The 22,828-nt window shown below is 47.5% G+C and carries 22 protein-coding genes and 1 pseudogene; 17 read left to right on the forward strand and 6 right to left on the reverse strand.

Annotation, left to right across the window (positions count from 1 at the left end; all coding sequences use genetic code 11):
• The 11 genes and pseudogenes from HMPREF9473_RS07615 to HMPREF9473_RS07660 all read left to right on the forward strand — a co-directional run.
• Nucleotides 1-1,256, forward strand: a pseudogene (locus HMPREF9473_RS07615) (heavy metal translocating P-type ATPase); the annotation flags it as partial.
• Nucleotides 1,257-1,436: 180 nt separating this feature from the next.
• Nucleotides 1,437-2,774, forward strand: coding sequence for a type I glutamate--ammonia ligase (gene glnA / locus HMPREF9473_RS07620; protein WP_006779503.1), 1,338 nt, complete (start codon nucleotides 1,437-1,439; stop codon nucleotides 2,772-2,774).
• A 51-nt stretch (nucleotides 2,775-2,825) separates the two neighbouring features.
• A complete protein-coding gene (locus HMPREF9473_RS07625; RefSeq protein ID WP_006779504.1) occupies nucleotides 2,826-3,374 on the forward strand; it encodes an ANTAR domain-containing response regulator in 549 nt (182 codons plus the stop codon).
• A gap of 50 nt (nucleotides 3,375-3,424) precedes the next feature.
• Nucleotides 3,425-4,225: a diaminopimelate epimerase gene (gene dapF, locus HMPREF9473_RS07630; protein WP_006779505.1), complete on the forward strand. Its 801-nt coding sequence runs from the start codon at nucleotides 3,425-3,427 to the stop codon at nucleotides 4,223-4,225.
• A 94-nt stretch (nucleotides 4,226-4,319) separates the two neighbouring features.
• On the forward strand, nucleotides 4,320-5,540 hold the full coding sequence (locus tag HMPREF9473_RS07635) for an LL-diaminopimelate aminotransferase (RefSeq protein WP_006779506.1): 1,221 nt from the start codon (nucleotides 4,320-4,322) through the stop codon (nucleotides 5,538-5,540).
• An 83-nt stretch (nucleotides 5,541-5,623) separates the two neighbouring features.
• Nucleotides 5,624-6,409, forward strand: a complete 786-nt coding sequence (locus HMPREF9473_RS07640) for an N-acetylmuramoyl-L-alanine amidase (RefSeq protein WP_006779507.1) — start codon at nucleotides 5,624-5,626, stop codon at nucleotides 6,407-6,409.
• A gap of 153 nt (nucleotides 6,410-6,562) precedes the next feature.
• Nucleotides 6,563-7,027: a TspO/MBR family protein gene (locus HMPREF9473_RS07645; protein ID WP_006779508.1), complete on the forward strand. Its 465-nt coding sequence runs from the start codon at nucleotides 6,563-6,565 to the stop codon at nucleotides 7,025-7,027.
• Nucleotides 7,028-7,143: 116 nt separating this feature from the next.
• Complete coding sequence (locus HMPREF9473_RS07650) at nucleotides 7,144-7,779, forward strand: HAD family hydrolase (RefSeq protein ID WP_006779509.1); 636 nt, start codon at nucleotides 7,144-7,146, stop codon at nucleotides 7,777-7,779.
• Nucleotides 7,780-7,854: 75 nt separating this feature from the next.
• Nucleotides 7,855-9,120 (forward strand): peptidoglycan-binding protein, encoded by a 1,266-nt coding sequence (locus HMPREF9473_RS07655; RefSeq protein WP_006779510.1) that lies wholly within the window; start codon nucleotides 7,855-7,857, stop codon nucleotides 9,118-9,120.
• Between the two features lie 98 nt (nucleotides 9,121-9,218).
• Nucleotides 9,219-9,374 carry a hypothetical protein gene (locus HMPREF9473_RS27590; RefSeq protein ID WP_175422916.1) on the forward strand — a complete coding sequence of 52 codons (156 nt, stop codon included), beginning with the start codon at nucleotides 9,219-9,221 and terminating at the stop codon, nucleotides 9,372-9,374.
• Entirely contained in the window at nucleotides 9,355-10,173 is an 819-nt protein-coding gene (locus tag HMPREF9473_RS07660) for an ion transporter (RefSeq protein WP_242830788.1), read from the forward strand. Before HMPREF9473_RS27590 ends, HMPREF9473_RS07660 begins: the two co-directional genes overlap by 20 nt.
• Before the next feature lie 140 nt (nucleotides 10,174-10,313).
• Here HMPREF9473_RS07660 and HMPREF9473_RS07665 read toward each other — a convergent pair whose 3' ends face one another.
• Nucleotides 10,314-10,883: a Uma2 family endonuclease gene (locus HMPREF9473_RS07665; RefSeq protein ID WP_034858102.1), complete on the reverse strand. Its 570-nt coding sequence runs from the start codon at nucleotides 10,881-10,883 to the stop codon at nucleotides 10,314-10,316.
• A 1,551-nt stretch (nucleotides 10,884-12,434) separates the two neighbouring features.
• Between HMPREF9473_RS07665 and HMPREF9473_RS27280 the strand changes: the two genes are divergently transcribed.
• Nucleotides 12,435-12,581: a hypothetical protein gene (locus HMPREF9473_RS27280; RefSeq protein ID WP_157140204.1), complete on the forward strand. Its 147-nt coding sequence runs from the start codon at nucleotides 12,435-12,437 to the stop codon at nucleotides 12,579-12,581.
• A gap of 23 nt (nucleotides 12,582-12,604) precedes the next feature.
• The gene (locus tag HMPREF9473_RS07670) at nucleotides 12,605-14,422 is read left to right on the forward strand and encodes a hypothetical protein (protein WP_006779513.1); all 1,818 of its coding nucleotides are present in this window, start codon (nucleotides 12,605-12,607) and stop codon (nucleotides 14,420-14,422) included.
• A 570-nt stretch (nucleotides 14,423-14,992) separates the two neighbouring features.
• Here the strand turns inward: HMPREF9473_RS07670 and HMPREF9473_RS07675 are convergent.
• The gene (locus HMPREF9473_RS07675; RefSeq protein ID WP_006779514.1) at nucleotides 14,993-15,253 is read right to left on the reverse strand and encodes a helix-turn-helix domain-containing protein; all 261 of its coding nucleotides are present in this window, start codon (nucleotides 15,251-15,253) and stop codon (nucleotides 14,993-14,995) included.
• Between the two features lie 67 nt (nucleotides 15,254-15,320).
• On the reverse strand, nucleotides 15,321-15,527 hold the full coding sequence (locus HMPREF9473_RS07680) for a DUF6774 domain-containing protein (RefSeq protein WP_006779515.1): 207 nt from the start codon (nucleotides 15,525-15,527) through the stop codon (nucleotides 15,321-15,323).
• Between the two features lie 124 nt (nucleotides 15,528-15,651).
• Here HMPREF9473_RS07680 and HMPREF9473_RS27595 point away from each other — a divergent pair, with 124 nt between their 5' ends.
• A complete protein-coding gene (locus tag HMPREF9473_RS27595; RefSeq protein ID WP_175422917.1) occupies nucleotides 15,652-15,798 on the forward strand; it encodes a hypothetical protein in 147 nt (48 codons plus the stop codon).
• A 67-nt stretch (nucleotides 15,799-15,865) separates the two neighbouring features.
• On the opposite strand, the gene HMPREF9473_RS27285 is transcribed toward HMPREF9473_RS27595, so the two are convergent.
• On the reverse strand, nucleotides 15,866-16,009 hold the full coding sequence (locus tag HMPREF9473_RS27285; protein WP_006779516.1) for a hypothetical protein: 144 nt from the start codon (nucleotides 16,007-16,009) through the stop codon (nucleotides 15,866-15,868).
• 189 nt (nucleotides 16,010-16,198) lie between these two features.
• Between HMPREF9473_RS27285 and HMPREF9473_RS07690 the strand changes: the two genes are divergently transcribed.
• Both HMPREF9473_RS07690 and carB read left to right on the forward strand, forming a co-directional pair.
• On the forward strand, nucleotides 16,199-17,344 hold the full coding sequence (locus HMPREF9473_RS07690; protein WP_006779517.1) for a carbamoyl phosphate synthase small subunit: 1,146 nt from the start codon (nucleotides 16,199-16,201) through the stop codon (nucleotides 17,342-17,344).
• Complete coding sequence (carB, locus tag HMPREF9473_RS07695) at nucleotides 17,344-20,547, forward strand: carbamoyl-phosphate synthase large subunit (RefSeq protein ID WP_006779518.1); 3,204 nt, start codon at nucleotides 17,344-17,346, stop codon at nucleotides 20,545-20,547. Before HMPREF9473_RS07690 ends, carB begins: the two co-directional genes overlap by 1 nt.
• An 87-nt stretch (nucleotides 20,548-20,634) precedes the next feature.
• Here the strand turns inward: carB and HMPREF9473_RS07700 are convergent, their stop codons facing one another.
• Nucleotides 20,635-21,132, reverse strand: coding sequence for a hypothetical protein (locus HMPREF9473_RS07700; protein ID WP_034858105.1), 498 nt, complete (start codon nucleotides 21,130-21,132; stop codon nucleotides 20,635-20,637).
• 219 nt (nucleotides 21,133-21,351) lie between these two features.
• On the opposite strand from HMPREF9473_RS07700, the gene HMPREF9473_RS07705 reads away from it, so the two are divergent.
• Complete coding sequence (locus HMPREF9473_RS07705; protein ID WP_006779520.1) at nucleotides 21,352-21,717, forward strand: MmcQ/YjbR family DNA-binding protein; 366 nt, start codon at nucleotides 21,352-21,354, stop codon at nucleotides 21,715-21,717.
• 100 nt (nucleotides 21,718-21,817) lie between these two features.
• On the opposite strand, the gene arcC is transcribed toward HMPREF9473_RS07705, so the two are convergent.
• A complete protein-coding gene (gene arcC, locus HMPREF9473_RS07710) occupies nucleotides 21,818-22,750 on the reverse strand; it encodes a carbamate kinase (RefSeq protein ID WP_006779521.1) in 933 nt (310 codons plus the stop codon).
• Nucleotides 22,751-22,828: the final 78 nt, after the last annotated feature.

Genomic DNA, 22,828 nt, shown 5'->3' on the forward strand with positions numbered 1-22,828 from the left:
GAAGAAGGCGAAGGCAGAGAATTTCATTACCAAGTTTGCCAGGGTTTACTACCCCGATCGTTGTGGGGCTGGCACTGCTGCTTGCCATTGTGCCGCCACTTCTGACCGGGCAGCCGTGGTCTATCTGGGTATACCGGGCATGCAGCTTTTTGGTGGTATCCTGTCCCTGTGCGCTGGTGATTTCCGTGCCACTCAGCTTCTTCGGCGGTCTGGGGGCGGCTTCCAAGCAGGGAATCCTGATGAAGGGAAGCAACTATCTGGAGGCGGTAGCCAACCTGGATACAGTTGTATTTGACAAGACGGGAACACTGACCACCGGTAAATTCCAGGTGGCGGAGGTTATGCTGGCTGGCGGGAGCCACAACGATGGCAGACAGGACCAAGGCGCATCGGATCATGGCACAAAAGAGGAACTGCTAAAACTGGCGGCGTACAGTGAATTCCATTCCAACCATCCTATCGCCCTATCCGTGAAGGAGGCCTATGGGAAGGAAGTGGACCAGAATCTCATTGAATCGGTGGAGGAGATTGCAGGCCATGGCATCCATGCGGTGTTGAAGCTGAAGGACGGCCCGGCGGATATCTATATCGGCAATGAAAAACTGATGGCCCAGCAGAACGTCACGATTCCGAAGCAGGATGTCAAGATGGGCACCACCCTGCATCTGGCCAAAGATGGCAGCTTTATGGGTACCATCATCATTTCCGACACCATCCGTGAGGATGTTCCGGCGGCGCTTCAGGGGTTGCGGAAAGAGGGCGTGAGAAACCTGGTGATGCTGACCGGCGACAAGGAAGAGGTCGGCAGGGCTGTGGCGGAGAAGCTGGGACTCGACAAGTCCTTCGGCGGACTTCTGCCCGGCGACAAGGTCCACAAGGTGGAGGAACTTCTGGCGGCGAAGCCGGAGGAGAAAACATTGGGATTTGTGGGCGACGGCATCAACGACGCGCCGGTGCTGGCAAGGGCTGACGTTGGTATCGCCATGGGCGGTATCGGCTCCGACGCGGCGGTGGAAGCGGCTGACGTGGTGATTATGACGGATGAGCCATCCAAGATTGTGGATGGAATCCAGATTGCCAGAAAGACCATGGGGATTGTGAAACAGAATATTATCTTCGCCATCGGTGTGAAGATTCTGGTTCTGATTCTGGTGGCGGCCGGTCAGGCTTCCATGTGGGCGGCGGTATTTGCCGACGTGGGCGTTTCCGTGCTGGCGATTCTGAATGCCATCCGGGCGCTTAATTATAGGAAGTAGTGCTTCATTTTCTTTTGGAAATACGAGAGAAATCGTTGACAAATGAGGATGTAACTGTTATATTTTACACATGGAACGAGGGCGTTGCACGAAGGTCATGATAGTCACATGGCCTTCTTGATGCCCTCTTTTGTTTGAGAAAATTCTTACCTGTTGGCAAAAGAAAGGAATGAGAAAGTGATGAGCAAATACAGCAAAGAAGACATTATCCGCCTGGTGGAAGAGGAGGATGTGGAGTTTATCAGACTTCAGTTCACAGACATTTTCGGAATGCTGAAGAATGTGGCGATTACCTTCAGCCAGCTGGAAAAAGCGCTGGATAACCGCTGCATGTTTGACGGCTCCGCCATCGAGGGCTTTGTGCGGGCGGAGGAGACGGATATGTATCTGTACCCGGATTTGGACACCTTTGAGATATTTCCGTGGCGCCCCCAGCAGGGCAAGGTGGCAAGGCTGATGTGCGATGTCTACTGCTCGGACAACACGCCCTTTGAGGGAGACCCCAGATATGTGCTGAAAAAGGTCTTAAAAGAGGCGGAGGATATGGGGTACCGGTTCAATGTGGGGCCGGAGTGCGAGTTCTTTCTGTTCCACACCGACGAGGAGGGGAGACCGACCACGACCACCCATGAGATGGCGGGATATTTTGACGTGGGTCCCATTGATTTGGCGGAAAATGTGCGCCGGGATATCGTGCTGAATCTGGAGGAGATGGGATTTGAAATCGAGTCCTCCCACCATGAGATTGCGCCGGCCCAGCATGAGGTGGATTTTAAGTACGCCAAAGGTCTTGTGGCGGCCGACAACATTTTGACGTTTAAGATGGCGGTGAAAACCATTGCCAAGCGTCACGGTCTTCACGCCACGTTTATGCCTAAGCCCAAGGCGGGGGTCAATGGCTCCGGGATGCATATCAACATGTCCCTGGAGGACAAAAACGGAAAAAATGTATTTGCCGACACCAGCGACGAGCTGGGGCTGAGTGAGACGGCGTACCAGTTTATGGCCGGTATTCTTGCTCACATCAGAAATATGACCATCCTCACCAACCCCATTGTCAACTCCTACAAGCGGTTGATTCCGGGGTATGACGCGCCTACCTACATCGGCTGGTCGCCGGCGGCGAAGCGGGGACAGTTAATCCGGATTCCGTCGTCCAGAGGGGAGAGCACCCGCATCGAGCTGCGCTCTCCGGATTCGGCGGTGAATCCATACCTGGCGCTGGCTGCCTGCCTGGCCGCCGGTTTGGACGGGATTAAGAAGAACATGGTGCCGCCGAAGGCGTTGAGCGTCAATGTATCGTCCATGGATGAGAGGGAGTGGAAGGAGCTTGGCATCAGCCAGCTGCCAAAGACCCTGGGCGAGGCCATCGAGGCGTTTGAGGGCGATGAATTTTTGATGGGTGTTTTGGGCAATCATATCTACACCAAATATCTGGAGGCGAAGAAGGAAGAGTGGGGAGAGTTCCGCGCCCAGGTGACCGACTGGGAGATTGGGGAATACCTCTATAAGTTCTAGGCTTCGTAAAACGGATAGCTACACAAATCCGATGATTGGGAGGTGAGATATGTGACCAATGTAATCGTTGCGTTTTCCAAACCGGAGGACGCGAAAAGCATAAAAAATATTTTGATGCGGAATGGATTTTCAGTTGTCGCTGTCTGTACCTCTGGCGCCCAGGCGCTCAACTGTATGGACGGTTTGAATGGCGGAATTCTGGTCAGCGGCTACCGGTTTGAGGATATGCTATACCGGGAACTCCGGGAATGTCTGCCGGCGGGATTTGAGATGCTGCTGGTGGCGTCCCCGGCCAGATTTTCCGGCGGCCTGCCGGGGGATTTGGTCTACCTGCCCATGCCTTTGAAGGTCCACGATTTGATAAACACCCTGGAAATGATGACGCAGGCCCAGACGAAACGCAAAAAGAAGGACCGGCAAAAGCCCAGGGAGCGGGACGAGGAGGAGCGGCAGCTGATCACCCGGGCCAAGGAGCTTCTGATGGAGCGGAACAACATGACGGAGACGGAAGCCCACCGGTATATCCAGAAATGCAGCATGGACAGCGGAACCAACATGGTGGAGACAGCCCAGATGGTTATGAGTCTCATTCATTTGTAAAATATCGTATATGGTTACGAAATTCAGGGGAAGAATAAGGGGAAGGGCAAATGAAATTTACGAAAATGCATGGAATTGGCAATGATTATGTTTATGTGAATTGTTTTGAGGAAACGGTATCCTGTCCGGAGGAGGTATCCAGACGAATCAGCGACAGGCATTTTGGCATCGGCTCCGACGGGCTGATACTGATAAAACCGTCCGAAGTGGCGGACTGCCGGATGCAGATGTTCAATGCGGACGGCTCCGAGGGGGCCATGTGCGGCAACGCCATCCGCTGTGTGGGGAAATATGTGTATGAACACGGAATTGTGAAAAAAACGTCAATCTCTGTGGAGACGAAGAGCGGGCTGCGTTTTCTGGAACTGGATGTGAAGGGCAGTGAGGTTGTGTCGGTCACGGTGGATATGGGAGAGCCGGAACTGACCTCCAAGCTTCCGGAGCCGATTACGGTGGACGGCGTGGACTATGAATTCGTCGGCATTTCCATGGGAAATCCTCATGCGGTGTACTTTATGGAGGAGATTGACGGACTGGATTTGGAGAAGATTGGGCCGGCATTTGAGCATCATGCGCGTTTTCCGGAGCGGACCAACACGGAATTCATCCAGCTGGTAGATAGAAGCCATATCCGCATGCGCGTGTGGGAGCGGGGCAGCGGGGAGACCTGGGCCTGCGGGACCGGCGCATCGGCCAGTGTGACGGCGTCCATCCTGATGGGATATACGGACAGGGAAGTGGAAGTGTTCCTTCGCGGCGGAAAGCTGGTAATCCGCTGGGATGAGGAGAGTAACCACATCTTTATGACGGGGCCGGCGGTGGAGGTGTTCCATGGGGAGATTGAGATATAAGGATAGGGGTGCAGATAGAGAGATACAGGCATAGATACAGATTGATAGATGACAGACACCAGTGAGTGACAGCACAAGTAAAAGGAGAGAGACCATGTTTCAAGTGAATAAAAATTATCTGAAGCTGCCGGGAAGCTACCTGTTTTCCACGATTGCGAAAAAGGTGAACGCTTACACGGAGGCCAATACGGACAGGACGATTATCCGCCTTGGCATCGGCGATGTGACCCAGCCTATCGCCCCGGCGATTATCAAAGCCATGCATGAGGCGGTGGACGAGATGGGAAATGCCGCCACCTTCCACGGCTACGCGCCTGATTTGGGCTACGCCTTTTTGAGGGAGGAGATTGCGAAGCAGGATTACCAGGCGAGAGGCTGTGAAATTTCGGCGGATGAGATTTTCGTCTCAGACGGCGCCAAATGTGACTGCGGCAACATTCAGGAGATATTCGCGGCGGACAGCAAAATCGCGGTCTGCGATCCGGTCTATCCGGTATATGTGGATTCCAACGTGATGGCAGGTAGAACCGGCGAGTACGATGAGGAGTCCGGGACCTGGAGCAATGTGATTTACATGCCCTGTACCGCAGAAAATCAGTTTGTGCCGGAGCTTCCGAAGGAGACGCCGGATTTGATTTACCTTTGCATTCCCAACAACCCGACGGGAACGACGCTGACGAGAGAGCAGCTGAAGATCTGGGTGGACTACGCCAACCGGGTGGGGGCCGTGATTTTGTATGACGCGGCCTATGAAGCCTACATTACCGAGGAGAACGTGCCTCACAGCATCTACGAGATAGAGGGGGCCAGAACCTGCGCCATCGAGTTCCGCTCCTATTCAAAAAATGCCGGCTTTACCGGAGTTCGTCTTGGATTCACGGTGGTGCCAAAGGACTTGAAATGCGGGGACGTGACAGTGCACAGCCTCTGGGCCAGACGCCACGGAACCAAGTTCAACGGAGCGCCCTACGTTACCCAGAAAGCGGCCATGGCTGTCTACTCCCAGGAGGGAAAAGCGGAGATAAAAGAGCAGGTGGCCTACTATATGAGAAATGCGAAGGCCATCTACGACGGACTGAAGGAAGCCGGGTATCAGGTATACGGGGCGGTGAATTCCCCCTATGCCTGGCTGAAGGTGCCGGAGGGGATGACGTCCTGGGACTTCTTCGACTATCTGTTAGAGGAAGCCAACGTGGTAGGAACCCCAGGCAGCGGCTTCGGGCCAAGCGGCGAGGGGTATTTCCGGCTGACTGGGTTTGGAACCTATGAGAATACGGTGATGGCTGTGGAGAGAATGAAGGCATTGAAGAAATAACTGGAGATAGCCTAAAATAAGCAACTTTTCCCTGTTTTTCACATATCCTGGTAATACAGACGTATGTGAAGGGAGTTTTTCTTTTGGCGGAGAGAGTGAGAGTGGTGATAGATGCCGGCCACGGCGGAACGCAGGACCCGGGGGCGGTATATTATGGCAGGAGAGAGAAGGACGATGTGCTTAGGCTGGCGCTGGCGGTGGGGCAGATACTGAGTGAGGACGGCGTGGACGTGGTGTATACCAGGGTGGACGACACCTATGACACGCCGTTTGAAAAAGCGATGATTGCCAACAATTCGGGGGCGGATTACTTTGTGTCGCTTCACCGCAATGCCATGCCCACACCCAACACGGCTTCGGGCTCGGAGACGCTGGTGTATGAGGACAGTGGCGTGCCGGCTCTGATGGCCAGAAATATTAACGAGCAGCTTCGGGACGTTGGGTTCCTGGATTTGGGCGTGATTGAGCGGCCGGGGCTGGTGGTGCTTCGCCGGACGGAAATGCCGGCGGTGCTGGTGGAAGCCGGGTTTATCGACAATGAGGCAGACAACCGGTTCTTCGATGACAATTTTGAGGCCATTGCGGAGGCCATCGCCCAGGGGATTTTAAATACCATCGAGCAGGAGCAGGAGGCGCAGCCGCAGTATTTCCAGATTCAGATTGGAGCCTATCAGAACCAGGCACTGGCCGAGCGTCAGGCCGGAAGATTGGAAGCCCAGGGATTTCCTGCATTTGTGGTGTATGAGGATGGGCTTTATAAGGTCCGGGTCGGCGCATTTTTGAATATTGACAATGCGGCGCAGATGGAGCGGGATTTGAGAGAGTACGGGTATAATACATTTATGGTGAGGTCGCCGGCGGTTTTGTAGGAACCGTTTTCCATAAGCAGTCAATAAAGACAGTATCTAATTTGCAACAGGAAAATTAGATGCTGTTTTTGCTGTGCTCCTGAAAATCATAAATCATAATGAATCATTTCATGACATAGAATGTACTAACATTAGTAACAGGTATATGAGTATATGAAAATACAAAATAAAAGCGCGCTTCTGATATCAATCCTCATCCCGTTAGCGGTTGGTTCCGTATCTGCACTATTTAGCGGAAATATGTCATCATACGCAGTGCTAAATAAACCTGCCTTAAGTCCGCCGGGATTTATTTTTCCGATTGTCTGGACACTACTTTACATACTGATGGGAATTTCCTCGTATATTGTATACTCCTCCAACAGCGCCAATAAATCCAAAGCCCTGCTGGTCTATGCCATTCAATTATTTTTTAACTTTTGCTGGAGTATTATTTTCTTTGGAATGGGGCTTTACCTGTTTGCTTTTATCTGGCTCATCGCGTTGATTCTTATTATCATGATTATGATATGGCAGTTTTACAGTATCAGTCCTCTGGCTGCTTATTTACAGATTCCTTATCTGATATGGTGTATATTTGCCGCGTACTTAAATTTTTCCATATTCATCATGAATTAATTGTGAATATGAGAGAGATACGGTATAATTAGTGCCTGAGGGGAAATGATCCCCCCGGGCACTTTTTGGTTGACAGGAATGTGAGCCTGTATTTTTTACAGTCAGGAGAAAGAGACATGATAAAAGCAGTGATATTTGACATGGATGGAGTGCTTATCGACAGTGAGCCGGTATACCTCCAGTTCGACTTGGAGTTTGCGAAGACTAAGAATCCAAACGTAAAGCTGGAGGACCTCTACGGGATGATAGGTTCCTCGCGTGAGGACGCCTGGGGGTGTATGGCGCGGGCGATTGACAATGGACAGAGCTGGCAGGAGCTTCGTGATGAATTCCGCCAGATTGATGTGTTCCCGCTGATGGATTATCGGAAGATTTTCCGGCCGGAGGCCAGGACTCTGCTGGAGGAGTTGAAGGAGAGAGGATATCGGCTGGCGCTGGCGTCCTCCACCCAGATGGACATTATCGAGCGGGTTTTGAGGGAAAATGAGATTGCCGATTACTTTGAGGTGGTGGTCACCGGCGCCATGTTTAAGCGGAGTAAACCGGACCCGGAGATCTATCACTATACGGCCGGAAAGCTTGGGGTGAAGGAGGAAGAATGCTTTGTGGTGGAGGACTCCACCTACGGCGTTACCGCCGCTTCCAGAGCCGGCATGACGGTGGCCGCCCTCATTGACGAGAGGTTCCATTTTGACCAGTCTTTGGCGGATTATCGAATCAGAAGCCTGGAGGAAGTGAACGGACTTTTATAAAACTTACGAAAAAGACGTCATTTTTTCACGCCAGCCCTATATATTAATAGTAATCATGTAAAAAAGGGGCATTTTATGAAAAAAACGCTTTCCGCAATGGCAACCGACAACGTGGCGCAGGGTCTTCTTCAGGTAAATGTAGTATCAATTGTAAATAATTTTCCAATCCAGAATGCAAACGTCCGAATCACCTACAAGGGGAATCCGGACAGCACCGTGGAGCAGGTATCCACCAACTCCTCCGGCCAGACCGAGCAGGTCTCTCTGGATGCTCCGCCGCTGGAACTGAGTCTGACGCCGGGAATCGAGCAGCCTTATTCGGAGTACAATTTGCTGGTGACGGCGCCTGGGTATAAGCCTGTGGAGATATCCGGCACGGAGGTGCTGCCGGACGCCACGGCCATCCAACCGGTGGCGATGGAGCCGGATGAGGATAACCAGCCGACGGAGAACCCCATTGTGATTCCGGACCACACCTTGTACGGGAATTACCCGCCGAAGATTGCGGAGTCGGAGATAAAACCGGTGGGTGAGAGCGGGGAGATTGTTCTGAGCCGCGTGGTGGTGCCGCAGACGGTGGTGGTCCACGACGGTGTGCCGACGGACCCGACGGCTTCCAACTATTATGTGCCGTACCGGGATTACATCAAAAATGTGGCGTCCAGCGAGATCTATGCCACCTGGCCTAGGTCGACGATTACGGCCAATGTGCTGGCGATTATGTCATTTACCCTGAACCGGGTGTATACGGAGTGGTACCGGAACCAGGGGTATGATTTTACGATTACGTCGTCCACGGCGTTTGACCATAAGTGGATTTATGGGAGAAATATTTTTGACAGTATCTCGGAAGTGGTGGATGAGATATTTGATAATTATTTGTCAAGGCCGGAGGTGAAACAGCCGATTTTGACCCAGTACTGTGACGGGCGCAAAGTTACTTGTCCGAACTGGATGACACAGTGGGGTTCTTGTTCTCTTGGGGAACGGGGATATAGTCCGATTGAAATTCTGCGCCATTTCTATGGCTCCGATATGTATATTAACACCGCGGAGCAGATATCCGGTATCCCGGCGTCTTGGCCTGGGTATGATTTGACGATTGGGGCTTCGGGGCAAAAGGTGCAGCAGGTGCAGGAGCAGCTGGATACTATTGCCACGGTGTACAGTGCAATTCCAAGAATCGCAGTGGACGGTTTTTACGGCCCGGATACGGCCGCCGCTGTCAGAGAATTCCAGAACATCTTTGGACTGCCACAGACCGGTGTGATCGACTTTGCCACCTGGTATAAGATTTCCCACATTTATGTAGGAATTACCAGAATCGCAGAACTGGTATAGCGCGGTAAATGATGATGATGGGCGGCGTGATGTCAGTGCTTTTTTTCTACGAATATTCCCAATGATATCTACCGATACTAACTTTAGAGGTGATAATCATGGAACAAGGAAAACAAGAATCCACAAAAGAATTGCAGGAACAGGCAAAAAATGTAGAAACGTTCAATCCATATTGGCATAACGGAGAATTCATGGGACCAAATACGTTCAGAAAAGAGAAAGATATGGATAAATATGGAGAGGAGGAGTCGTAAAGGCTTCTCTTTTTTTGCCTCAAATGGTACAATCAGTACAAAAGATTTGAAGGGACAGGCGGGAAGGATGAGAAGACGGATATACGAAATCATAGAGAAATCAGAGGGTGATGATGTACTAAGCAGTATTTATGATTATTTTATGATAGTTGTAATTATTATCAGTCTGATACCCCTGGCGTTTAAACAGGAGGTACTACTTTTAAAGATTGTGGATAAGGTTACCGTTAGCATTTTCATTATGGATTATCTGCTTCGATTAATGACAGCAGATTATAAGTATCATAAGAAAAGTATAACATCATTTTTACGATATCCGTTTTCATTTATGGCAATTGTGGATTTGATTTCAATTTTGCCATCGCTTACTATTGTAAACAGCGGATTCAAGTTATTGAGAATACTGAGAATGATACGGGCTTTGCGAGTGGTTCGGGTTTTTAAGGCAATGCGTTATTCTAAAAGTTTTGAGATTATAGGCAAAGTATTGAAAACTTCTAAAAATTCTTTGATTGCCGTATGTGTATTAGCAATTGGATATATTTTAATATCCGCTCTAGTAATTTTTAATGTGGAGCCAGACTCATTTCAGACCTTTTTTGATGCAATCTATTGGGCGACGATATCGCTCACAACGGTTGGCTACGGGGATATTTATCCGGTTTCAACCATTGGCAGAATTGTTACTATGGTTTCTTCTATCTTTGGAATTGCAATCGTGGCACTTCCGGCTGGTATCATTACTGCGGGGTATATGAGTGAAATTGAAAGTGCGAAATCAGATAGCAAAGATAATTGATTGTGCATGGTGTTACATAAAAAAGACGAGGAGAAAGGCGGCCGCAACGGCCGCCTTTCAAAAATCTTATTTTAGAAAAATCTTATTATCATCATAGCCGCGGTCCATAGTAAATGTAGCACGACGGTGACGGTTTTACATTAATCTAATAAATCTGCTATGGTAATGGTTAAATCGCCATAGATGCCAATCATGATTTCCTGATTAAATAAATAGATAACAGGCGCAGCATCTTCTTCATATCGATAAACGGTGGTACGTTCCTTTTCCGTGTCAACAATCCAATATTCTCGGACACCGGCATTTGAGTAGAGAGCGTTCTTGGTGGAATAATCCATCTTCCGGCTGCTGGGAGAAGCAATCTCAATCACGAAGTCCGGTGCACCCTTACACCCTTTGTCTGTGAGCTTGGTTTTATCGCATATCACGCTGATATCCGGTTCTACCCAGTTCTCGTCATCCGCATCCAGATTGACGGAAAAGGGGGCGGGATACACTTCGCAATCTCCATGATGACTGTCAATATAATTGGCTAGCATTTTACCGAGTTGAATAATTAGTTTTTGATGAATCCGGCTTGGTGGGGCCATGGCGTAGAACTGGCCGTCAATCAGTTCAGCACGTTCACCTTCTGGGAGATTCCAGTAGTCTTCAGAAGTATATGTTTTCTCTTGAGGATAATGGAATAGTGAATACTTCCTTTCTTTTATAGTATGAGATATGATAGGTGGTTTCTATACGAAAGCGGTTATATGGTTGGTGCTAGAGAACATTTCCGTACTTTATCTATGTTATAAGCTAGTTCAAATCTAATTGATAGAATCCATAGAAACAGTCCCGTCAGATTTAATGCAATGGTTAGCAAAGGCAATTTCAACATTGGGCTCAAATTCATTATTGGCAGACCAGGCAGAGGGATTCAATATCAAGTTACATACCTTTTCTTTGCTTTTATGATTATGCGAAGCTCCTTTTTGGATATCCAAAGAACAGTCGGATGCGTACTATTTTATTTATTACAGTATAAGACATGAAGGGAAGAAGATCAAGGAAACCAGTACAATCAATATTACATATATATTATGAGGTAGTGATAGTACAAAAAATTACAGATACTAATATTTTTATGCTTAACGTCCAGGAGTAAAGCTCGATGAGAGGTCTTCAGAAGATAAGGTGGACATAGTAAATCGTATGATACTAAAACCCTTGGGGGATGTACAGATAGGAAGGATCGCCTAGCGGCGGCCATGGTGGACAAGTTAATTTGAATTTGGGAAGATAGGACAAGCTTATGTATAGCATGGTTAAGTAGATTTGGGCATTTGTCCAGAAGCAGAAAGATATAATTGCTGAGGCGACGAAGTAGAAGGACAAGGATTTGTATAACAAAATACAGTTGCTTACTAGCAATGACAATGAGATTAATATACTTGAAATTCATATGGAGTAGGGAATAGGCTCTACATACAAAGAATATTCAACAAAAAAGTTTGGGATGAAGATTTTACAAAGGCCTGCGAACAGCTATTGGAAAAATACTCATTGAAGAAGGAATATCCTTGCAAATAGTATCAGAAAAGAGGAGGGTAATAAGAAATAGATTGATGAAGAAAGAGGAGAAAAACAGATGTCAGAAGTTTCAAAATGATATAAGTATTGTAACTGAACGGATTGAATGAGGCTCAGGCATGTGAAGAAAATTTTTGGGAAAGTACGCTGGTTATAGTAACTTTTCTATAAATTATTTGTCACGGAAAGACATGTTTGAAGAATGTGTAGTAATTTTTAGTTATGGGTAGTTTGTAACAATGATATATATCCAAAGAGCATATGCAAGGACAGTGCTATGTTCGGAATGGGATACGTTGCCTAAGAATAAAAATGGAAGGAATGGAATTCATTGGACGAATTCCTGTCAAGCCGCACCAGGTATCTGATATCGTTTAGGAAACGCAGTGAATTAAGTGTTAGTATGATTCCATGTAACAGATGGATGAAACCATAAAGTGTATTCTTCCCAACAATATGACAGTGGCCAGATTGGTAAGGTCAGGTTGCTAGTTTGGTTTCGATAGTATGTCAGCACAATGCAAAGACCGTCAGACAGGTTTCGGATTCTCCATCTAGACCTATCAGATTCAGAAGGATATCTTAGTGGTAGAGTGCTTTTTTTATTTATACACGAATAATTTTTTGATATTGTGATTAATAATCATAAATAATGAACATATTTTATAAAAAAGGAAAAAATTATTGTTATGGAAGAAGAGATAAAAAAAGAATATACAATTTATCTTTTGCATGTTCTATTTAATGAAGAATTTCCAGTAGCTATTATGACTTTTGATGAATATAAACAATCATACCTTGAAGTAACGCAAACAGCATGCTATTATGATAAATAGTATATAGTAGGAGGATTGTTATAGTGAATGAAAGTATATTAAGAATGGCACTTGTTATAAATACAAGTCATGATAGTTTTGCAAAGAATGTAGCTAATATTGTATTATATTTTTTGTATAATAATGGGAGTCCGGTACAACGTTCCATTAAAGATTTAAAAGAAATTATCAAAAATAATAGTTACATTGAATTTACTGAATACGAGATTGAAAGTGCGCTTAATAATTGTTTAGCTAAACATTATGTTACATGCATAAATAATAAGTACTCACTTGATGAATTGGGTTATGAAAAAATAGCTCAAAATTCAGATGATGATATAAAAAGAATTATTGGAAAATTTTTAGTGGAGTATCAATTAAATTCTTTTAATCATGAAGATATATTTCAATTAATTTGTAGTTATTTATATGAATTATTGAATAATAATATCATTGGACTTTTGCACTTGTTGGATAATAAATTAATTGAAAAATATAAAGTGCAAAATGAAAATGGACAATATACAAACGAACAAAGGAAAATTATTAATGACTTTCTTGAATGGGATAATAAAGAGAAAAATGAAATATTATTTAGATTGATAGCATTCAGTGTTGATTATTGTCGGCTTACAACTAAAAAAGATAAAAATTCATTCGTTTCATTATTAAAAGGCAAAAAATTTTATTTGGATGCCAATATAATATATCGTTTAATGGGGATTAATAATAAATCTAGGCAGGAATCAACACAAGAATTTATTAAAAAGTGTACAGAAGCAGGTATTAAATTAATTTATACAAATGTTACATACAAAGAACTTGTTGATTCTTTTAAATATTATGTAGATGATATGAAAGCAGTACTGCAACTTATTAACGCTTCACCACTTCGACTTAAAAAGTTGTATGAAAATAAGGATGACAATGATTTTTATGATATTTACTATGAGTGGGCTGGTAAAAATAAAACATACAATCAGTGGAACGAGTTCTTACAATATTTGATGGATAAATTAAGAAAGACATTAGAGCCATTTGCAAAAGTTACAATTCAAAATTATAACATAACTGATAAGGATATTTTTGGTACTTATGTAGAAGACTTAGAAGTTTTTAAACTAAATGGTAAACGTAAAGTTAATGTTAATCGGACAAATGTGGAATATGATGTTAATAATATATTACATATCTTTTATGAAAGAAATAGAAGTGGCAAAACTGCTTGGGAAATTAATGACTATATGGTATCAGCAGATCAGGCTTTAGCGGCATGGACAGAAAGAGTCTACCCAGGGGAAGTACCATTTGTAGTTTTACCAAGTATATGGTATTCAATACTTTTAAAATTAATGGGGAGGACGGAAGATGATTATAAAGCTTATGTAGAGTTTATGAGATTAAGGTATAATCATACGGCTGATTTATCTCCTGAAAAAATTATATATGAAATAACTAGGATTACAAAAGATGGAGAGATACAGGATCGTATTATAGATATATTAAGCGAGGGTAATTGTACATCATTAAAAATAGCTGAAGATGAAAATTATGAAATAAATAAAGAGATAAGGAATGCATATGATAAAGCTGTTAGTGAAATAAGAGTTAGTGAATATGATGATGGATATAGCAAAGGAAAACATGAGGGGTTTCAAGCTGCAAAAGAGGAGGCTGAGAAAACTTTTTTAGAGAAAGGGAAAAGATTAGCTGAATTAGATATTAAAAGAAAATTGATAATGGACGAAATAGAAAAGAAAACTTCTAGAAGGCTTTGGATGAATAGGATTATTTTTTGGAATAATTGTAATCGTTTTTTTTGCTATAAGTGTACGAGTATGCTTGTGGATTTGGTTTGAGGTATCAGAGGAAAAAACTAGTCGATTAGGAGTGATTATACCAATAATAAGTGCATTATTAAATGTAATAATAACATGGGTAATAAACAAGTTCGTTAATTTTGATTATAATAAAATTAAACAGAAGCTAATGGAAAAATACAAAGGTGAATTAAGCTTAATCGAAAATGAAAGTAAGGAATTATTGGTGTAGGTAAAGCAGTTCTTATTATCTTTAAGTACGAGGAATTATAGTTTGCGAGAAAGTGTTATTGTGATAATAAGGAGTTAAGGGGAGGAGGCTTTGGAGGGCGGATTATTGGAGGATTACCGGGGATAACTTAACTGGTACAGAAGAATGGGGGAAGGAGGCAGGCAGACGCAATCAGGCAGGTATAGAAAAGTACAGAGAGGCCATAGAAACCACTTATGATGGTGTGTGCCATTAATTACGTATGGCATATAGTGGTATTACATTTAAGGTTGTAGACCCGGTGCTGGCACACCAGAGACAACAGTGCGAGGGGGATTTGGTACATAGAGTAATGAAGAGAGGCGGCCGCAACGGCCGCCTCCCCCCTCAAAATCCTTTTACTCCCTTTCCAACGCATCCTCCCCAGCCGTATCCGGGTCTTCGAACAGGGGGGAATTGTAGAATTCCCGCACTGTGATCCCAAGACCGGCGCAGATGATTGCGACCGTGTCGGTCTGCGGGGCCCTTGACTTGCCTTGCAGCACACTTTTTACCGTGGAGGGGGCCAGGAGTGTCTTGCGCGCAAGCCGATACTCACTCATCCCTCTTTCTGTCCTTAACTCTGTAATTCTCTTTCTAATTGCGTCCCCAGTTTTCATGTAAATGCTCCTTTCGAGTTACGGTTAATAGTTACAAAAGGAGTGTAATATAAGAAGGGAAAAATGTCTAATGGATAGGCGCTTCCCCGCCTGGCTGCTTCGCACCCCCGCCAGTTTCCGGGGCGCACAGGGCATCCTGGGCGGCTATGGTGGCCAGTGTATCGCCAAGCTGGGAGAAGGCGGCGGCCATCAGGGCCAGCTCCTCCGGCGTCTTATCTTTGGCGATGGCGCAGGCCAGCGCGGAGATACTAAGTACAAATTCACAGGATTGCATTTTCATCACCTCCCTATTATATATGCGGCCCCGGATTGTCTCCTCCCCAACCCAATACAAAACTTTTCTAAAATAAAAATGCCGCTATCTCCACATACTACTCATGGAGATGGAGGTGATACTCATGGAAAAAGAAAAGAAGACCAACAGCTGCGGCTGCCACAGAGGCGACAAACCGGATAAAGACAAAACCGGTTCCACAAAAAACAGCAGTGTAGAACCCCTGCCGGAATCCTCACGCCCCAGACGTGACGGCCCTGGCGGAGACTAAAAAGTTCCCCCACACACAAAAACCCCCGCGCCGGCCATCCGCCGGTGCAGGGGTTTTCCATGAGGCCCTAACCTTCATTCACAATCTCTTCCAACACCTGAATCAAATCATAGATGTTGTTAATCTGTACATTTTTCTCCAGAATCTGGTTTTTCAAATCGATGGATAAGGTCTCGAATTTGGCCTGTACGGCCGGCGCTATATATGACATGATAATCACCTCCCTGTTAGGGTGCGCGGTTCCGGGAAAAAATATTCGTAACCGGGATACAAAAACATGAAGAAAACAGTTGAAATATGTCGGCAAATCGTGTATAATCTATTCAATTTGGGCAAAAGTAAATTTCCCCAAAGACAGCAACTGGAACATTGCAAAATAACGAAAGGAATGGTACCAAGTATGAAAGCATTTCTGATACTGGAAGATGGAACCGTGTTCGAAGGAACAAGCATCGGTTCGACCAGAGAAGTCATTAGCGAAATCGTGTTCAATACCTCCATGACCGGGTATCTGGAAGTTTTAACCGACCCGTCCTACGCCGGACAGGCTGTGGTTATGACTTATCCATTGATTGGTAATTATGGCATCTGTCATGAAGATATGGAGTCTAAAAAACCTTGGCCGGACGGCTATATAGTCAGAGAATTATCCAGAATCCCCAGCAACTTCAGAAGCGAGGATACCATCCAGCATTTCTTAGAAACCAATGATATACCTGGTATCAGTGGCATCGACACAAGAGCCCTTACAAAGATATTAAGAGAAAAAGGTACGATGAACGGCATGATAACTACCAACGAGAATTTTGACGTGGCAGAAGCGACTGCACGCATGAAATCCTATGTGGTAACCGGTGTCGTGAAGGCGACCTCCTGTAAGGAACCCTATGTGCTGGAACCGGTGGCGGCAGACGCGGAGGTGAAATCCATCCGCACGGCCGAGAAGACCGAACCGTTAAAAACGCAGGCAGGCAGAGGCAGACGGGTTGCCCTTCTGGACCTTGGCGCCAAGAACAATATCGCCCAGTCCCTGATTGAGAGAGGCTGTGAGGTGACGGTTTACCCAAGCCACACCACGGCGGAAGAAATTTTGAACACAAACCCGGACGGCATCATGCTGTCCAACGGCCCCGGGGACCCGAAGGAAAATGTGGAAGTGATCAACGAAATCCGCAAACTCTACGAATCCAACGTCCCGATTTTCGCAATCTGTCTCGGTCATCAGCTGATGGCGCTGGCAACGGGAGCCGATACTTATAAATTGAAATACGGCCACAGGGGAGGTAACCATCCGGTGAAGGATTTGGAGACCGGAAGAGTCTACATTTCCTCCCAGAACCACGGGTACGCCGTGGACATGGACAGCCTGGACCCGAAGGTAGCCGTTCCGGCCTTTGTCAACGTCAATGACGGCACCAACGAGGGACTGAAATACACCGGGAAAAACATTTTCACCGTGCAGTACCACCCGGAGGCATGCCCGGGACCTCAGGATTCCAGCTACTTATTTGACCGATTTTTGAACATGATGGAGGTGAATGCATAATGCCGAAGAATCCGGATATTAAAAAAGTACTTGTACTGGGCTCCGGCCCTATCATCATTGGCCAGGCCGCGGAGTTCGACTATGCGGGAACACAGGCCTGCCGCTCGCTGAAGGAGGAGGGGATTGAGGTTGTCTTATTAAACTCCAACCCGGCCACCATCATGACGGACAAGGATATCGCGGACAAGGTCTACATTGAGCCTCTGACCCTGGAAGTGGTGGAGCAGCTCATTTTAAAGGAGAAGCCGGACAGCGTTCTCCCGACCCTGGGCGGCCAGGCGGGACTGAATCTGGCCATGGAGCTGGAGGAAGCCGGTTTCCTGAAACGAAACGGCGTCCGCCTCATCGGAACCACCGCCGAGACCATCAAGAAGGCGGAGGACCGCCTGGAATTCAAGAGCACCATGGAGAAAATCGGCGAGCCGGTTGCTCCCTCCAAGGTGGTGGAAAATATTGAGGACGGTATCGAATTCACCAACACCATCGGTTATCCGGTTGTGCTGCGTCCTGCCTACACCCTGGGCGGAAGCGGCGGCGGTATCGCCAAGAACCAGGAAGAATTGGTGGAAATCCTTGGAAATGGTCTCCGTTTGAGCCGTGTCGGCCAGGTGCTTGTGGAGCGCTGTATCGCCGGCTGGAAAGAGATTGAGTACGAGGTGATGCGTGACGGCGCTGGAAATGTTATCACCGTATGTAATATGGAAAATATTGACCCGGTTGGCGTGCACACCGGTGACAGTATCGTGGTGGCCCCGTCCCAGACGCTGGGCGACAAGGAGTACCAGATGCTTCGTACCTCCGCGCTGAACATTATCACGGAGCTTGGCATCACCGGCGGCTGCAATGTCCAGTACGCCCTTCACCCGACCAGCTTTGAGTACTGCGTCATCGAGGTGAACCCCCGTGTGAGCCGTTCCTCCGCTCTGGCTTCTAAGGCGACAGGATACCCTATTGCCAAGGTGGCGGCCAAGATTGCGCTGGGCTACACCCTGGACGAGATTAAGAATGCGGTCACCAAAAAGACCTATGCAAGTTTCGAACCCATGTTAGACTACTGTGTAGTCAAGATGCCGAGACTTCCGTTTGATAAATTCATCAGCGCCAAGAGAACCCTGGGAACCCAGATGAAGGCTACCGGTGAGGTGATGAGTATCTGCACCAACTTTGAAGGCGGTCTGATGAAAGCTATCCGCTCCTTAGAGCAGCACGTGGACAGTTTAATGTCCTACGATTTCACCGATTTGGACGAAGAGCAGCTGCTGGCCCAGCTGGCCAAGGTGGATGACAGAAGAATCTGGGTCATTGCCGAGGCGCTGCGCCGGGGCATCTCCTATGAGACCATCCATGACATCACCATGATTGATAACTGGTTTATCGACAAGCTTGCCATCATCGTGGAAATGGAGCAGGCGCTGAAGGACGGCCCGCTGACTGTGGAGCTGTTAAAGGAAGCCAAGAGAATCGAGTTCCCGGACAACGTCATTTCCAGACTCACCGGCATTTCCGAGGAGGAAATCAAGAAGATGAGGAAAGAACATGGCATTGTGGCGGCATACAAAATCGTGGATACCTGCGCGGCCGAGTTTGCGGCGGAGACGCCATACTATTACTCCTGCTTCGGTAGTTTTAACGAGGTGGAGGAGAATCACGATAAGAAGAAAGTCCTGGTGCTTGGCTCCGGACCCATCCGTATCGGACAGGGTATCGAGTTCGATTTCTGCTCCGTGCACAGCACCTGGGCGTTTAAGAAAGAGGGCTTTGAGACCATCATCATCAACAATAACCCGGAGACGGTCAGCACCGATTTCGATATCGCGGATAAGCTGTATTTTGAGCCGCTGACCCCGGAGGATGTGGAGTCCATCGTGGACATTGAGAAACCAGACGGCGCCGTGGTGCAGTTTGGCGGTCAGACGGCCATCAAGCTGACGGAAGCCCTGATGAAGATGGGCGTGCCGATTCTGGGAACGGCGGCCGAGGATGTGGACGCGGCGGAGGACAGAGAGCTGTTTGATGCGATTCTGGAGCAGTGCCAGATTCCGAGACCGGCTGGCGACACCGTTTACACCGCCGAGGAGGCCAAGGAAGTGGCAAACCGCCTGGGTTACCCGGTGCTGGTGAGACCTTCCTACGTGTTGGGCGGACAGGGCATGCAGATTGCCATTTCCGACCATGATATTGATGAGTTCATCGGCATCATTAACCAGATTGCCCAGGACCATCCGATTCTGGTAGATAAGTATATTGTGGGCAAGGAGATTGAGGTGGACGCGGTCTGCGACGGCGAGGACATCCTGATTCCCGGCATTATGGAGCATATCGAGAGAGCGGGAGTTCACTCCGGCGACAGTATCTCCGTGTACCCGGCCCAGAGCATTTCCAATGACACCAAGGCGAAGCTGGTTGACTATACCGGAAGACTGGCGAGAGCCCTTCATGTAAAGGGAATGATTAACATCCAGTTCATCGTCAGCGGTGAGGATGTGTATGTCATCGAGGTCAACCCGCGTTCCTCCAGAACGGTTCCCTACATCAGCAAGGTGACGGGAATTCCGATTGTGCCGCTGGCCACCCAGGTGATCTGCGGACATAAGCTGAAAGAACTGGGCTACACCCCGGGACTTCAGCCGGAGGCCGATTACATCGCTATCAAGATGCCGGTATTCTCCTTTGAGAAAATCCGCGGCGCCGATATCAACCTGGGGCCGGAGATGAAATCCACCGGCGAGTGTCTGGGAATTGCGAAGACCTTCAACGAGGCGCTTTACAAGGCATTCGAGGGAGCGGGAATCAAGCTTCCGAAGTACAAGAACATGATTATCACCGTGAAGGATGAAGATAAGCAGGAGATTGTGGACATTGCCAGAAGATTCCAGGCGGTGGGCTACAAGATTTTCTCCACCAGAGGCACCGCCAAGGTATTAAATGACAACGGCGTCAAGGCTCTGGCCGTCCACAAGATTGAGCAGGAATCCCCCAATCTGCTGGATTTGATTCTGGGCCATGAGATTGATCTGGTTATCGACACCCCGCCACAGGGCGCGGACAGAAGCCGTGACGGCTTTATTATCCGGAGAAATGCCATCGAGACGGGCGTGAATGTCCTGACCTCTCTCGACACGGCGGCAGCCCTTGCCACCAGTCTGGAGAACCGGGCGAAGGAATTGACGCTGATTGATATCGCAACAGTGAAGAATGTGTAAATAGAGCAGAGTAGTAATAAGATAACGTGAAAGAAAATTCCAGCCGCCGGAATGTGGGGTTCCGACGGCTGGTTTTTCTTTTTTAAACTATTCGGTTGTGTCCTGTGGTGCAATCCCGTACTCCTCATATAACTGCTCCCGGAATTGTAAATCGTTGACCGATTTCACCAAATCAGCGTACCGCCGTTCATCCATCAGCCTTTCCGACAGGATAGAGTAGCGGCTGGACGGGCAGACGGGCGGTTCTGGTTCTGCGTCAGGGGCCAGTTGGGTGGCGTCAGGGGCCGGCTGGGGGGCGTCTGAATCCGGCTGGGTGTCCAGAACTGGTTCTGGCGTCTGCCTGGAGGATGGCTCCTCCACAATTTCCGATACTGCGGCGGTCTCCAATGTCGCCCCTGCCGTGTCCGGTTCCGCCTTCATCCGGATACCGCTTCTTGATTTTAACATTGGCTCCGATAAAATACCCGATTCCGATTTCCAGTCGCTCTGTGAATGGAACATCCGCCGCCGTCTTCGCAATAATTCCAGCTCAAACGCCTGTACATCCTCCATTCCAATCAGTTCGTCGTCATTACGCATGTACATCGTCCCTTCTTTTCCTGGTATCTGTGTTTGTCCGTGCTTTTCTGTCATAACATCCTATTTGACAAATATTTGTCAATATAATGCCATATAACAGGAGGTTGAGCAATCATTTTTAGAAAATTTGCCTGAAATATGGAAAAAATTGCTTTTAATATGACATACACCTGTCGTGTTTTCTCCTGTATAATAAATATTATCATTTAGAAAAGGAGTGTACGTATGAAATACGACTGGATAGAGAAGTACCTGATGGAAAAACCGGGAGTCACAAAAGATTTTAAGGAGGAGTGGCGCTGGACCAGATATCTTCTGGGCGACAAGATGTTCGCCGCCGTGTGCCAGGATGACACGGGAAAGGAATTTTTAATCACGATGAAACTGAACCCGGTGGAGGGAGATTTTCTTCGACAGCAGTACGAGGATATCATCCCCGGCTATTATATGAATAAAGAGCACTGGAACTCTGTCAAGACCGAGGGCTCCGTCCCTGACGAGGTGTTAAAGGACATGCTGGACAAGTCCTACCACCTGATTCTGGGTGGACTCTCGAAGAAAAAACAGAAGGAGCTTCTGGGAGAAGCGTAGATGGGAAGATAACAAAAACCCCGCCGCCCGGTAAATCGTCTCTTCAGAGACCGGATACCGGACGCCGGGGTTTTTTATGCCATACGGTTAACACAAACGACTAACGAATCGTCGTTCCTGCCTTCCCTGACAGGCTTGCCTTGGCCTGTTCCATGGAGGTGATAATGGCGCACCGCCCATTTCCATGGGTGATAAAATCGATGGAGGTCTCAATCTTCGGCAGCATGGAGGCGAACTCAAACTGTCCCTCCTCAATATATGCTTTGGCGTCCTCCAGACTCATGGCGGTAATCGGCTTCTCATCAGCCTTGCCATAGTTCAGCGTCACATTGTCAACACTGGTGAGAATCATCAGCACGTCGGCATCAATCTCCTTGGCCAGAAGTCCGGCCGCCCGGTCCTTCTCAATGACAGCGCTGGCGCCCTTTAAGTTATATCCCTGCTCCATCACCGGAATTCCGCCGCCGCCACAGGCGATGACAATCTGGTCCGCATCCAGCACAGCCTTAATCACGTCAATCTCCACGATAGCCACCGGCTTCGGGGAAGCCACCACGCGGCGGAAGCCCTTACCCGGCACTTCCTCCACATAATTTCCTTTTTCCTCTTCTTCTTTAGCTTCCTCAGCTGTCATATAACGCCCAACCGGCTTCACCGGAGTGTAAAATGCTTCGTCATAGGGGTCCACCATCATCTGGGTCAGAATCGTGGCCACCGGCTTGTATATCCCACGTTTGATTAACTCCGTGCGGATACCGTTCTGCAAATCATATCCGATATATCCCTGGCTCATGGCCGAGCACACGGACATGGGAGCGGAAGTGTAGCCCTCATGCTGTTTGCCAAATTCATTCATAGCGGTGTGAATCATGCCTACCTGGGGAGCGTTGCTGTGGACTAACGCCACCTGCCATCCCTCCTGAATAAAATCCGCGATAACTCTGGCCGTTTTTGCCACAGCCTCTTTCTGCTCCGGAAGATTGGTCCCGAGAGCCCGGTGACCGAGAGCCATTACGATTCGTTTCTTAGCCATATGATGTACCTCTTTCCTGGTTGTATTTTCTGGATAATTAGTGATTTATTCTAAAATAATTATAGTGGCTGGAAATAA

Source organism: Hungatella hathewayi WAL-18680, from assembly GCF_000235505.1.
In the GTDB taxonomy this organism is placed as follows: Bacteria; Bacillota; Clostridia; order Lachnospirales; family Lachnospiraceae; genus Hungatella_A; species Hungatella_A hathewayi_A.